11 protein-coding genes are annotated in these 14,352 nt (G+C 50.1%); 2 read left to right on the forward strand and 9 right to left on the reverse strand.

Annotation, left to right across the window (positions count from 1 at the left end; genetic code table 11):
- Positions 1 to 77: 77 nt before the first annotated feature.
- The 9 genes from ABEW34_RS12715 to ABEW34_RS12755 form a co-directional block, all read right to left on the reverse strand.
- Positions 78 to 1,172 carry a carbohydrate ABC transporter permease gene (locus ABEW34_RS12715; RefSeq protein WP_430159108.1) on the reverse strand — a complete coding sequence of 365 codons (1,095 nt, stop codon included), beginning with the start codon at positions 1,170 to 1,172 and terminating at the stop codon, positions 78 to 80.
- Positions 1,172 to 2,254: a carbohydrate ABC transporter permease gene (locus ABEW34_RS12720; RefSeq protein ID WP_430159111.1), complete on the reverse strand. Its 1,083-nt coding sequence runs from the start codon at positions 2,252 to 2,254 to the stop codon at positions 1,172 to 1,174. Before ABEW34_RS12720 ends, ABEW34_RS12715 begins: the two co-directional genes overlap by 1 nt.
- Before the next feature lie 26 nt (positions 2,255 to 2,280).
- Positions 2,281 to 3,702 carry an ABC transporter substrate-binding protein gene (locus ABEW34_RS12725; RefSeq protein WP_430159114.1) on the reverse strand — a complete coding sequence of 474 codons (1,422 nt, stop codon included), beginning with the start codon at positions 3,700 to 3,702 and terminating at the stop codon, positions 2,281 to 2,283.
- 290 nt (positions 3,703 to 3,992) lie between these two features.
- Entirely contained in the window at positions 3,993 to 5,039 is a 1,047-nt protein-coding gene (locus ABEW34_RS12730) for a LacI family DNA-binding transcriptional regulator (protein ID WP_430159117.1), read from the reverse strand.
- A gap of 82 nt (positions 5,040 to 5,121) precedes the next feature.
- Positions 5,122 to 5,928, reverse strand: coding sequence for an alpha/beta fold hydrolase (locus tag ABEW34_RS12735; protein ID WP_430159120.1), 807 nt, complete (start codon positions 5,926 to 5,928; stop codon positions 5,122 to 5,124).
- Positions 5,929 to 6,019: 91 nt separating this feature from the next.
- Positions 6,020 to 7,303, reverse strand: coding sequence for an AAA family ATPase (locus ABEW34_RS12740; RefSeq protein ID WP_430159122.1), 1,284 nt, complete (start codon positions 7,301 to 7,303; stop codon positions 6,020 to 6,022).
- A gap of 384 nt (positions 7,304 to 7,687) precedes the next feature.
- The gene (locus tag ABEW34_RS12745) at positions 7,688 to 9,166 is read right to left on the reverse strand and encodes a serine hydrolase domain-containing protein (RefSeq protein WP_430159124.1); all 1,479 of its coding nucleotides are present in this window, start codon (positions 9,164 to 9,166) and stop codon (positions 7,688 to 7,690) included.
- A 25-nt stretch (positions 9,167 to 9,191) separates the two neighbouring features.
- Entirely contained in the window at positions 9,192 to 10,076 is an 885-nt protein-coding gene (locus tag ABEW34_RS12750) for an ROK family protein (RefSeq protein ID WP_430159127.1), read from the reverse strand.
- Positions 10,077 to 10,179: 103 nt separating this feature from the next.
- Positions 10,180 to 10,779, reverse strand: coding sequence for a ribonuclease H-like YkuK family protein (locus ABEW34_RS12755; RefSeq protein WP_430159129.1), 600 nt, complete (start codon positions 10,777 to 10,779; stop codon positions 10,180 to 10,182).
- A gap of 355 nt (positions 10,780 to 11,134) precedes the next feature.
- On the opposite strand from ABEW34_RS12755, the gene ABEW34_RS12760 reads away from it, so the two are divergent.
- Positions 11,135 to 12,448, forward strand: a complete 1,314-nt coding sequence (locus tag ABEW34_RS12760; RefSeq protein WP_430159132.1) for an ABC transporter substrate-binding protein — start codon at positions 11,135 to 11,137, stop codon at positions 12,446 to 12,448.
- Between the two features lie 18 nt (positions 12,449 to 12,466).
- A complete protein-coding gene (locus ABEW34_RS12765; protein WP_430159135.1) occupies positions 12,467 to 14,155 on the forward strand; it encodes a methyl-accepting chemotaxis protein in 1,689 nt (562 codons plus the stop codon).
- Positions 14,156 to 14,352 lie beyond the last annotated feature (197 nt).

The raw sequence follows: 14,352 nt of genomic DNA on the forward strand, positions 1-14,352 counted from the left end.
CTCCTCCTACCCAGCTATTGTACCCAATCTTTCGGGTATACGCACGGGTTTCTTGAAGGAGAGGCACGCTTAGCTGCCTAGCCTTTCACCGAGCCGCCCAATAAGCCGCGGACGAAATATTTTTGCAGGGCGAAAAACACGGTTAGCGGCATCAGCATTGAGACGAATGCAGCTGCCGTCAGCAGATGCCAGTCGCTGCCCTTTGACCCTACCATGGCGGCAATTCGCATCGACATGACCTGCACATCCGGCTGACTGCCGATGAACACCAAGGATACTAAATAATCGTTCCAAACCCAGAGGAACTGGAAAATGCCAATGGACGCAATCGCTGGAACCGACAATGGCAGGATGAGCCGTGTAAATATCGTGAAGTTCGAAGCTCCGTCCATAAACGCCGATTCGAACAAATCCTTGGGCAGCTGGCTAATGAACGTATACATAAAATAAATCGTCAGCGGCAGGCCAAAGCCCGTATGCGCAATCCATATGCCCAGGTAGCTGCCATTGAGGCCAAGTGCCGTGTAATCCTTCAAAATCGGGATGAGCGCAACCTGCAGTGGCACAACGAGCATCATAATGACGGCGACAAACATCGATCGCCGCAGCGGAAACCGCAGCCATGCAAAAGCATAAGCGGCAAATGTCGCGATCAGAATCGGAATAATCGTCGATGGGATCGTCACAACCATTGTATTGAGAAAGGCTTTGGATAGCCCTTCTCCCTTTTGCGATCTAAGCGTGCCGTCGGCCTGCATAATCTCAAAGTTTTTGCCCGTCAGCACGCCATTGTAGTTTTCCAGCGTGAAGTTCGTATTCACCTTCCAGTCTGGCTGCTGCACCTGGATCGTACGCGCACGGCGATTTTCCCAAATCAGCCTGCTGCCATCCTGCGCCGTGACGCCGCTGCGCAGCTGATCATCGTTAAACACCTCGCCGTTCACCTCAATCGGTTGGCGCAAATCGGTCTCCTTCGGCAGCGTGATCGTCGATTGCGTGACATAATCGCGGTGCGGGAATACCGTCCACCAGCCGGTTTGCAAAATATCAACCGCAGGCCGGAACGAGGAGACCAAGAGGCCTACCGTCGGAATAAGCCAGATGAGGCAAATAAAAGCGAGTATGACGTTGACGATCGTTTTCGACATCGTCTTTTTCCTTGTTCGCTTCATCAGAATCCCCCCTGTTTCCGGAACTGCCGCAAATTAATGATAATGACGGGGATAACTGCGATGAGCAGCACAATCGCTAGCGTTGAGCCGTAGCCTGCATTGCGATACATGAAAAACTGGCGGTAAAACTGCGTCGCCACCACTTCCGTATCATATTGCCCTCCAGTCATGACCATGACGACATCGAAAATTTTCAGCGTAAATACAATAATCGTCGTCGATACCGACAAAATCGTTCCTGAAATGGCCGGAATAATGATGCTGCGAAAAATACGAATTTCCCCTGCGCCGTCAATCCGCGCCGCCTCAAGCATATCCTCCGGCACGCCCTTGAGCGCCGCTGAGAACAGCACCATCGCAAATCCCGTCTGCATCCAAATCAGAATGGCGACCAGGAAGAGATTGTTCCAGGGCTGAAGCATGCTGGTGAAAGCCTGCGCTTCCCCTCCGAAGGCGACCACAATCGCATTGAGCAAACCGATCTGCTCATCACCTGGCTTATAGTAATAAATAAATTTCCAAATGACGCCGGCAGCGACGAACGAAATCGCCATTGGCATAAAGATGATGCCTTTCGCCAGTCTCTCGAAGCTGCTGCGGTCAGCAAGCACGGCAATCAGCAACCCTAAGCAGATACAGGCGGTAGCGCCAAATATGACCCACATTAAATTGTTGCGCAGCGCCGTTAACAGCAAGCGATTCGTAAAAACCGCAGCATAATTGGAGAGGCCGACAAACTTCTCCGTGCCCGCATCCATAAGGCTCATATAGAAGGTGCGCAGCGTCGGAATGAGCAGCAGCCATCCAAGCAGCAATGCTGCCGGTCCTACGAAAATAAAGGGCTGGATGCGCCGCTTCCAGATGTCTGGATATTGCTCCACTGCCCAGTTAAACGACCAATAAATCGAATAAACGCCCAGCACTCCCCAAATGATAGCAAGCAAAGCATATACGACAGACGGCAAATTCGTATCGCGCAGAAACAGGTAAATGCTTGAGTGCAAAATCGCATTGACGAGCACGACAGCCAGGGAAACGGCAACGTTTCGCGATTTACTCGTTTTTGGCGTGGAAGCTAGCATGGCCCAGCCCCTCCTTCAATTAAATTTTAATTATTGAAGCCTGACTGAATTTCTTTAAGCGCGCCATCCAAATCAACAGTGCCACTAATATAGTCCGTCATGCCTTTCCAGAACGTGCCTGCTCCTACCGAGCCAGGCATAAGGTCAGAGCCATCGAAGCGAAGCGTCGAAGCATTTTTCACCAGCTCACCCATTCTGCGCTCCACATCCGTCGGATACCAGTCAAGGCTTGCATCATTCATTGGCGCGACCACGCCGCCGGACTGAACCCAAGTCTTAATCGATTCGCCTGTCGTGAAGAACTCCATAACCGCACGCACTTCTGGACGGTCATTATGCATCGCATACAAATCGCCAGCAACGAGTACAGGATTGCCATAGGCCTGATCAATTGACGGCAAATAGAACCAGTCATAATCCTCGCCGGATTTCAAGCCTTCAGGGAAGAAGCTTGTAATAAAGCTGGCTTGGCGATGCAGCCAGGCTTTGGGCGGATGATCGAACATTGGCGTCACCGAATCGCCGAATGAGGTCGTTACAATCGACTTGCGTCCGCCGTATACATAATCATCGTTCAGCCAAATTTGCGACAGCTTCTCGAATGCATTTTTTACAACAGGATCCGTAAATGGCAGTTCGCCTTTGACCCATTTGTCATAGTTTTCCGGTGTTGTCGTGCGCAGCATAATATCTTCGATCCAGTCAGTCGCAGGCCAGCCGGTTGCTGCTCCGCTTTCGATGCCAATTGCCCATGCCGGATCGCCGTCTGCCGCGATTTGCTCGGTTAGCGCCAGCAGCTCATCCCATGTTTTCGGCACAGTATAGCCCGCATCATCGAACTCTTTCTTCGGATACCAGACGAGGCTTTTCACGCTGCTACGGTTCCATACCCCTGCCATTACCGGGCCATCTGGCCCTTGCATCGTCGCCATATCCAGCCAGCTCTGATTGTAGTTGCCCTTCAGCTTATCCGCGTCCAAAAATTGCGACACATCGATAACCTTGCCCGATTTCACGAAATTCGCCAGCAGTCCCGGCTGCGGGAAGTCGGAAATATCCGGGGCATTGCCGCCATCGATACGAATAGCAACGGTTGCTTCAAACTCCTTGGAGCCTTCGTATTGAATATCGATACCCGTTTGCTCCTCAAACGCCTTAATGCTCTCCTCAAATTTCGCTTGGTCCACATCTACGAATGGTCCAAACATCGTCACCTTGGTGCCTTTGTAGTTACCGGCAAGCGCCTGCTCTAGCGGCGAACCATCTGCGTTTCCAGCAGGTTCCTGCGTAGCTTCCACACTAGGCTCAGGCGTAGCTGTCGCTGCTGGTTCCCCGCTTGCAGCGCTGCTGCTCCCACCATTTCCACTACTGCAAGCAGAAACAAGCAGCGCCAAAATTAAAACCATGCTCAGCATGAGCGTATAACCAAACTTAAATGGCTTTTTCAAAAGACCCATCCCCTTATCGTTCATAGTCAAGTGAATCGCAAGTCATTCTCGTTGATGAACGTTCGCCGCATGATGTACATTTGCAGGTTGTACGTCGTTCATGGAAGCTGTCTTCAAATGGAGACTTTCATCAAAGTGTAACGTTGCATCACTCCCTTCACGATTCAAACAAAATGAGAGGGCAGACGAAATTCCATGCTTCACCCATAATGAATGCGCTTACATTAAACGTATTCAGCAAATGAACCGCGGGTGACAAGAACAGCGAAAATGCATCGGCCTATGCTTTTTTATTCCCAATGCTGTGAAGCGAGGGTATGAGACCATGTATGAGACATAGGCAAAGTGGACTCTCTGACGATTAACTCGTGAGGAAGCCATTCTCTTAGGACAGCGGCTTCTCTTCCTTCAAGCTGCTCATGCATTTTTTCTACAGCTCTCCAGCCGATCGCATACATGGGCTGGGCAATCGTCGTCAGCTTCGGTATCGTCATCCAGGACATGCGCAGGTTGTCAAAGCCTACAACGGATACTTGATCGGGAACACGGATTCCGCGGTCATGCAAGCAGGAAATGACGCCCATTGCAAATTCATCGGAGCAAGCAAATACAGCAGTTAAGTGTGGGTGTCGGTCGAATAAGCGGGAGGTGGCTGCATATGCTTCTTCAAACCAGTGTGTTGCAAACTCTACGTAGTCTGCACAATGATGGAGGTTGTTTCGTTCGAGAGCCCGGACGAAGCCGTCATGGCGGGTCTGACCTGAGATGGGGTCGGGCAGCGTGAAGCAGATGAGGCCAATATGCTGATGCCCTTGTTCAATTAAATAACTGACCGCTTCGAAAGCGGCTGCCTCCTCGTCTACCTTGACGGATGGAAGCTCGTATTCGAAAGACACGGTAGACACAAGCACGACAGGATAACCGCAAGCTTGCATCGTCTCGTAATACTGGCTCTGGACATAATCGCTGACGAACAATAAGCCGTCGGCCTGATGTTTGTTCAACGTATCCAGATAAGAAATAGTTCGCTCCGGCACCCGGTCCGTATTGCAAATCATCAAATTGTAGCCGAGCTGCTTAGCCGCATCCTCCATGCCGCGAATAATTTCGCCAAAATAAGCATTGCGGATGTCGGGAATGAGAACACCAAGCATTTGCGACTTTTTGAAAATAAGACCTCGGGCCAGCGCATTCGGGTGAAAATTCAAGCTTTCAATCGCTTCTAGCACACGGTGTCGCTTATCCTTCGTGACCGATTCCGGCGCATTCATGACACGGGAAACGGTGCTGATGGATACATTAGCCATTCTAGCAACGTCGCGGATCGTAGGCTTCATCGCCAAACCATCCTTTATTTTCTTTTTTTTGAAAACCTTTTCAACGTCATTATAATGGCTAAAATATCCTTTGGCAACCGTTTTATTTTTGCAGCTTCGAAAGCCAAGCATCGATTGCGGCTGCTACCTCGTCCGCCTGCTCGGATGCCGTTATCGTTGCATCGTTGTCGCCGGACTGCTTGCCATAGGTGCCGAAGCCGCCGTGATTTCCGCCTTCAATCGATACATATTCGGTCTGATTGGCAGGCAAGTTTTTCTTTGACTGCTCCCAGGTTTCCTTGTTCAGCACAGCATCAAGCGTCCCCGTAATTTGCAAGGCTGCAAGCTTGCTGCCGCTCAAATCAGCCCCGTCATCGGCATAAGCGCCCATGAAAAAGATGCCGGCCAGCTTATTCGGATGCTCTGCTGCATATCTCGCAGCAAAGGCTCCGCCAAGCGAATGCCCGCCGATCACGTAGCTTTCTTCTGGATGCTCCGCTATATATTCATCTGCGCGGTCCTGCGCAGTGAGCGCCAAGTTAAATGGCATGGAAGCAATATAAACGCGATGTCCAGCTTCTGCGAGGCGCCTTGCAAGCGGGGCATAACTTTCCGGCTTGACCAGCCCTCCTGGATAAAAAATAATGTTAGGCGAGAGCAGCTCTTTGCCCTCCCCCGGCTCAAAACGGTAGCCATGCTTCAGCTCGCTTACCTGAACTGAGCCGTCGCTATCCAGCGCGGCGAGCGCTTCTTCCAGCGGACTATACGTCTTCGCCTGCAAAAACAAAATAATTCCCAGGATGAGAACAATGACGACAATGGCCGCCCACAACAGCACTCGCTTCCAAGGCGAACGGCGGCGTCCACGCGAATGCCGGGATACCGAGATTGCATTTGAACCATAATCCATTTCCGTTTCGACTCTCCTTTCATTTCAGACGTAATCGGATGGCAGCATCCTTTGCCGCCATCCGATTACGTTTATTAGCTGCCAGACAGGCTTAAAGCGGCTGAAAGCCCACCGGCTTTTGTCCCTTGTCCGCCATCCATACTCCGCGGCGATCCTTGTCAAAGTCTGTTTTCAGCTCTTCAATGACCCGCTTCAAATCAACACTTTGCTCGTAGTGCTTCTGCAGCGCAGCCGACACATACAGCTCATTAAGCTGGGCAAACGAGAAGCCCTCGGTAAATTTCGCTGCGTCCTCCATAAGTCCATCTGCTTCTTCTGCCAGCCTCCCGAACCCTTTGCGCTGCAAATAGGCGAGCCGCAGCTCTTGATCCGGCAGCTTCATCTCATAAGCCCGGTCGAAACGGCCCGCGCGGTTCATGAGCGCCGGATCGATTTTTTCCGGATAATTCGTTGTGCCGATCAGGAACAGCCCTTCACGGGACGTCGCCCCGTCGAGCGTATTCAGGAAGAAGGAGCGTGCCGAATCCGGCATCGAATCAATATCCTCAATGACGAGAATCATTGGCGCCATTTTCATCGCGGCGGAAAACACCTGTTGAATCGAATCACTCGTCGTATACTCGGTAATTTGCCAGTAGGCGACCGGAGCCTCAACGCTGCCCGCGATTGATTTTACGAGCGTCGTCTTGCCGTTCCCCGGCTTGCCATACAGTAAAATACCCCTTTTGTACGGCACGTTATAGGTTTGGAAAAACTCGCGATCCCTAGAGAAAAACTCATCAATGGAACGATAGATTTGCTGCTTCAAGGAATCGCTCATCATCACCTCGTCGCGTTCCACCATACGCGTAATTTGCTCTTTACTGCGCTCAAACCCTTCCTTCGTATCGGTGAAAATCGTAACGCGACGCTCGCTAAGCTGCCGCTCCTGCATCGCTTCGAGAAAAGCACGCATCGTCTCATCATTTTTCGCAAAAATAATATCTTCCGTATTCAGACCATACTGGCGCAAGAACGGGATACGCGCAAAAGCTACCTCATATTCAGGATAAGTAATGACATTATTGCGCAGCGAAGGATTGATTCGGTAATTGGCTTCAGACTTCGAGTCCTCAAAGCGAAATGAACGATCCTCCACCAAGTCGTATATTGCGGCCTCCCGCTTTACACCTTCGTACCCGCTCGCGAGGTCATCCGATACCCAGTCCCACACATCGTCCCCGTCATCTTGCATGTACAGCTGCATAGGTGAGCCGAAAGCTTCCTCGAGCATGCTCTTAATCGATTGGACGGCCGTTGCATAATTGAAATAATCATCGGTGGATTGGCCTGCTTCTGCATTGAAAATATAAGGTTTATACGTTTTGGTAATCATAAATGGGGCATTATCTCCTTTAAAATAGGAATTTCGATTGGGCTTGTCCGCCCCTCCCGTCAGGCACAAGGCGAAACGGCCGAAAGCCGTCCTCAGGCGGCGCGCGGCGTTTCAGTCCGGGAAATATAGAGAAAGTGTGGTGAAATATACTTTCCTATATATGGACAAAAAAAGACCGCAAGCCATCAGCCTACGGTCTTCCTGCATATGAAGAGAAGCTGCCTGCAGCAGCGGCCTATATTCAATAAGCCACTTCCTCTTCATGCTTATGCTTAAAACGGCCCGTAGAGGCCCATGGACATTATACGGCTACGACACAAACGCTTCATGACCAAAGGCCTCCTTTCTCCGCAGCTTCAAGTTTAATAGAATAGTTGTCAAATGCTAGTTTGAAAGCCGCTCGCCAGCAAGCTCGCCATGCCGGGTTACAAAATCAAAATGCTTGTAGGCGATTGTAATACGATTGCCGCTGAATGTGCAAATGACCTCGTCATGATAAGGCGTAAAGACGCGGCAAATATCAAAAACCAGCGTATCGCTGCCCAGCCAGGTAGCACGTGCTGCTGTGACTTCATTGGCCAACTCATTGCCATAATACCATTCTTGATGACCAGAGTCCAGACGATGCCGCCCTGCCGCATCGCTCCACAATAAAGTTGTCACTTCTCTGCCAAATATCAGGCTAAGCTCCGTGACCCCATCCTCGCTTTGCTCTACCTTATAATGAACCGTTCCCTCGGCAAACACAGGGCGTGGCTGCGCAGCGCGCTCTACAAGGATCAGGCTGCCCAGCTTCTCCCGCAAGCCAGCAAGCTCAGCTTCATTCTCTGGCAGCGCATTTGGCAGCATGGCTGGCAGCAAATGCTCCCACATCATATCCATCACCAGCTGCATGTCCTGCACGCCGCTGTTGATGGCAATGACGGCATCCTGCTCCGGTAGGACGACGCAAAATTGGCCGAAAGCCCCATCGCCTCTATAAGCCCCATGTCTGCATTGCCAAAATTGATAGCCATAGCCCTGCTGCCAATCCGTGCCTGAGCCTGTTACGACGTCGCCGTGATTGATGTTGTCCACCTGCTTTGCAGTCGCCTGTTCAATCCATTCGGCTGAAATAATCCGCTTGCCGTTAAACATGCCTTTATCCAGCAGCATTTGGCCAAAACGCGCCCAATCCCCCGTTTTCAGCCTGGCTCCCCAGCCCCCGGTAGCTTCTCCGTCAGGCGCCGCATCCCATGCTGGACGCTCAATACCGAGCGGCTCAAACAGCCGTGGCATTAAATAGTCCGGCAGATCAAGGCCGCTCACCCGCTGTACAAGCGCGGACAGCATATGGCTGGCCCCGCTGTTGTAGAGGAAAAAAGAGCCTGGCTCGCGATCAATCGGCTGCTCGAGAAATCCTTTTATCCAATTGTGGTCGGTCCGGTCTCCTACTTTGGGAGTGACGTGATCCGACAACCAGGATTGGTGCATATCAAAGCGTGCCGTGTCCTTCGTATGTCCGGTGGACATCGTAAGCAAGTGGCGAATTTTAAGCCCGCCCATATTGGCTTTGACCTCCTCGGTCGCTTCCTCGGGAAAATAGTCCAGCACCGCATCCTCCACGGAAAGCAGCCCTTCTTCCACCGCGAAGCCAATCGCCATTGAACTCAGGCTTTTAGTGAGCGAGTAAGCAATATGCTGCCTGTCTGCTTGATAGGGTGTCCACCATCCTTCGGCAACGACATGCCCATGCCGGACAAGCATCAAGCCATGCAGCTCCAGCTTATTATCTGCAATGCCTGCCAAAAAAGAACGAATAGCTTGCGAGCTTATTCCCTGACTTTCCGGTGTTGCACGAGGTAATTCATATGGTTTCTGCATAGCCATCTCCTTATTAATGGACTGCTTATTTCCCGCTATTCTTCAAAGCGTCTAGCCCCAGCGCAAGCGAGCCGCATAGTCCAGCATTGTCGCCTAGACCTGGCGATACAATATAATTTTCAATGTTGTGCAAAATTTCCGACGCCTGCACATAACCGTTCAAAGCGCGTTTCACTTCGGCGTGAATAAGCGGGAACAGCTGCGATTGGTGCATTACGCCGCCGCCCAAAATGATTTTGCGAGGTGACAGCAGCAAAATGCTGCCCGCTACAGCCTGTGCGATATAAAAGGCTTCCATTTCCCACGCCTTATGCTCTGGTGGAAGCTCTACTGCTTTGACGCCCCAGCGCTTCTCAATAGCAGGACCTGCCGCTACGCCTTCCAGACAGTCGCCATGATATGGGCAAAAACCATCATAGGTATCCTCAGGATGACGGCGAGTCAATATATGACCGCCCTCCGGGTGCACAAGTCCATGGACCAGCTTGCCCTCCGAATAAACGCCTACACCTACACCAGTGCCAATCGTATAATAAATGCAGCTGTCCAGACCTTGAGCAGCACCCCACACCGCTTCCCCATAAGCAGCCGCGTTCACATCTGTATCCCAGCCATAAGGCACGTTAAAATGCGCTTTCAGCGCGCCAAGAAAATCAAAATCCCCCCAGCCCGGCTTAGGTGTCGTCGTAACAAACCCGTATTGCGGGCTGGATTTATCAATATTAATCGGGCCGAATGTGCCGATGCCAATCGCCTCGACCTGCTTGTCCTTGAAATAGTCAATTACATTCGCCATCGTTATTTCCGGTTTTTCCGTCGGAAAGCTTACCCGATCCTCAATAACGCCATGCTCATTGCCTACACCACATACAAATTTTGTACCGCCTGCCTCAATTGCCCCAATACGCACGTTAACCCCTGCTTTCTATTCCTATGATCTAACAGAAATATACCATGCTGGGCAGCTAAGTGCCACAGTATATGCAAGAAAACCTGCCTGAAATATAGCTGCTTCAGAGCAGGCCCCTGCGTTTATAGCGGGGCACCGCCTTTTTCGTAAAACGGTTGGCGTAGGAAGAAGCCGCATACGAATCCGGCTTCACGCGCGGGGCATAGGTTCCCATTCCCTGCACCCGCTCTATCATTTCCTGCACATACAGCGAGGTTTCATTAATAGAAGGCACCGTTCCAGCATCAATATCAATGAAATGCGCCAGTGAAGCCCCTTGATACACATAGGGCAGCAGTAAATCCTCCATTTGCTGCAGCACGCCATCCTTGAAATAATAGCCAACCTCCTGCGACAAAACCGTCTCCAGCGTCAGCTTCTCTCTAAGCTTCATCATTTCCCGGGGAACAACTGTTTGGCGGTAGCAGGCCCAGGCCCCTTTTCCAATTCTGCGAATGACAACCCCCGTAACAAACTTCGTATACCCGCGAAAAACTTGGCTGTCCGTCCCGACTACAAAATGATACGATGCCCGCACATCACTAGAAATAAAGCTGCAAATCCGCTCACTCACATCCTGAAAGGTTAAGCGGCTTTCGGTCACATTTTGGAACGATAATCCCTCTGGAATAATCAGCTGCTGATTGTTTCCTGCTATGGACACGATCGCAAATTCCTCCCCGTGTGACAAGGTGAAACGGCCGCAAGCCATCCTTTGACGGTGCGGCGCGTTTCAGTCCGAGAAATATAGAGAAGGGATGGAGAAATCATATCCTTTCCTATATTTCAAGGTGAAACGGCCGCAAGCCATCCTTTGACAGGCGCTCCACTTCGTTGCCGTCCCCTGGCTTCGTTGCCCGGGCTTCTTCTAATACTTATGCAAACAGTGCAGCAAAATAGTATTCACTATCAGTTCAATAAAGTTGGATATGTCAGCTCTAATTAAAAAAATTGTAAATCCGATATAGTAAGTATTAAACAATTTATAAATGGCAAAAAAAGCCGCAAGGAGGAAATAAGTGAAGACAGCTCATAAAATCCAATTCATCATCCTTACTGTCGTCATTGTTGCTTTAATCGCTACTGGTTGCACGAATGGAGGTGCTACCACCCAGTCTGAAGCAACAGAAAATGGGCAAAAAACGCTAAAAGTTTATTGGTGGGGCAATGATGGAAGACGTGAAAGAACACTTAAAGTTATTGATTTATTTGAAAAGCAATATCCAACTATTAAAGTTGAACCGGTAGATGCAACTAACGGCGACTATTGGACATTGCTCGCCATGAAAGCAGCTGATCAAGACTTCCCTGATGTCATCCAAATGGACTACAAATATATAGATGAGTATGCCAAGCGTAAGCTGATATTGCCCCTGGATGATTTGGCTGCTTCCGGCAAGCTCGATCTTTCCGATCTGGACGCAAGCTCGCGCACGACAGGCACAATAGACGACAAACTTTACGGCGTCGTTACCGGCATAAATGCACTAAGCATGATGTACAACCCGGAAATATTCGAAAAGGCTGGCGTTCCCGTTCCGGAAGCAGGCTATACGTATGAAGATTTCATCCAAACAGCCCGTGATCTGAAAGAAAAAATCAATGACCCGAACTTTGTCCCGATCGGTACGGACTCGCTCGACTTTGCTTATTACCTCAGACAACGGGGAGCAAGCTACTATTCCAAGGACGGCAGCTCGCTCGGCTATGATAAGGATGAATATTTATCCGACTTCTTTACGATGGAGAAAATGCTTATCGATGAAGGCCTGATGGCAAGCGCGGCCATACTCAAAGACCGCTCAGCTGACAAGGATTCGCTAATCGTCAATCAGCTTGCTGCTTTCCATAGGCTGACGAGCAACAACGTCGTCTCGTTTACGGACTTGTCAGGCAAAGCATTAAAGCTGCTGCCGCTTCCGGCCTTTAAAGGCGGCTCTGAAGGAAACTATGTTAAGCCTTCGATGTACTTCTCGATCTCTGCCTATACGAAGCTGCAGGATGAAGCTGCTTTGTTCGTTGACTTTTTCTTCAACAATTTTGAAGCGAATGATATTTTGCTTGGTGAACGCGGTGTTCCCGCCACTGCCAAGGTGCGTGAGCATCTGCTCAGCTCAATGAAAGAAACCGATAAAGAGCAATATACTTACATGGGTGAAGTTGAGAAAAATTCAAGCCCGCTTGATCCGCCTGTTCCCTTAACATCCAGCAGCATCAACACATTGTTCACCAAAATTAGAAATCAAACGCTGCTTGGGCAAATTACGCCGATTGAAGCTGCAAAACAATTCCGGGACGGCGCGAATGAAATTTTCGCAGATGCCGCTTCATAGGGGAAAGGACAATAACCGATGAAACTAACGATTAGTAAAAAGCTCTACGGCGGCTTTTTCTCGATTCTACTGCTGCTCATTGTGATTGCTACTCTCAACTATGTGGAGATTGGCTCGATTAACAGCACCTATCAGAAGCTGCTTCAGGAACGCGCCCATAGTGTCAGTCTCGTCAAAGATTTAAGCATCGCCATTAAAAATGAAAACTTGAAAATTACAGGCTATCTTCTGATGGATGACGAAGCGGAAATCGATGCCTACCGTGATTCCGTTCGACGTTATAATGAAGTCAGTAAGCAGCTGCAGGGCATGACAACCGATTCAAATGACTGGCTGCTGCTGCAAGGACTCGATTTGCTTCAACAAAGCTATACGAGCAATGCCGAGGAAATGATCGAATTCAAGAAACAGAATAAAGTAGAGGATTATATGCGCCTCGCCGCCAAAAACGAACCGATTATCAGTAAATTTATGGAAACAGCGGATCGATTCGTTCTAGAACAAGAAGAGGTGCTTCGCCTAAGCTCCGAGGAGACGTCATCCAAAGTGGCTAGCACGAAGCTGATGGTTCTCCTAATTTCGCTGCTCTCGATTGTTGCAGGCCTTGCTATTGCATATTTCATTAGCCGGATGATTACGGTGCCCATTGTTCGGATTACTGCCGTCGCAGAGCGAATTGCAAATGGGGATTTGACAAGCGAAGCCGTTAAGGTGAAAAATCGTGATGAACTAGGCGTTTTAGCCGCATCATTTAATTCGATGTCGCAAAATTTACGCCATTTGATTGAGCAAGTGTCACAAAATGCGCTGCAAGTCGCGGCTTCGTCCGAGCAGTTAACTGCCGGGGCTGAACAGACTACTAAAGCAACCGAGCAGGTCGTTGAAATTATTGAGCAGGTAGCTGGCGGCTCCGAAGAGCAAATAAAAGTCGTTCAGGAAAGCGTAGCTTTTGTGAACAATATGTCAGTGGAGGCGAACGGCATTGCGGCAAGCGCCCTTCAGGTTTCGGAGAAATCGCGGGCAGCCGCCCAGACTGCTGTAGATGGAACAGTCGCGGTACAATCCGCTGTCGAGCAAATGGGCCATATTCAGTCTACAGTGCAAAATATTGCAGAGGACGTTAGCATTTTAGGCTCACGCTCTGATGAAATCGGCAAAATCGTCGAGGTCATCGCGGGCATTGCCCAGCAAACAAATCTGCTGGCGCTTAACGCCGCGATTGAAGCTGCACGGGCGGGAGAAGCAGGACGCGGCTTCGCTGTCGTCTCCGCAGAGGTTCGCAAGCTGGCCGAGCAATCGACTGCGTCCAGCCAGCAAATTGCGGTGCTTGTCCGTTCCATTCAGTCGGATACAGAGCGTACCGTTAAGTCCGTTCATGACGGCAAGGAAGTCGTACAAGCAGGGATTGCTGCGGTATCTGCGGCGGGTGAGTCCTTTAACAACATCAAGCAAGCTGTTAATTCCGTGACCTTGCAAATCCACTCGGTATCTGAAGCCTCTCAGCAAATGTCCGAGGATACGAATAAGCTGGCGGCGTCCCTGCAAGGCGTAGCCGAGGTAGCAGAAGAAACGTCCTCCGGCGCAATAAGCGTATCGGCCGCAACCGAGCAGCAGCTGGCGACGATGGAGGAAATCACCTCCTCGTCCCAAGCGCTCGCTAAAATGTCCGAAGAGCTGCTGCAATTCGTTAAGGATGTTAAGCTTTAGAGATTTAGAGGTAAAAAAATTGTCGCGTTTGATTTTCCGACAAGCGCGAGAAAAATCGAACACCTTCAAAAAATGCTCCTATGTCGTAAGATGTAGGAGCTGTTCTTGAAGGTGTTTTTGTATGTATATTCAATTATTATTTAAATATAAATAACCAGCCGCTGGTTGGATCACCGACGACTGGTTATTTAAAACTC

The organism is Paenibacillus algorifonticola, assembly GCF_050481745.1.
Taxonomy (GTDB): Bacteria; Bacillota; Bacilli; order Paenibacillales; family Paenibacillaceae; genus Pristimantibacillus; species Pristimantibacillus algorifonticola_A.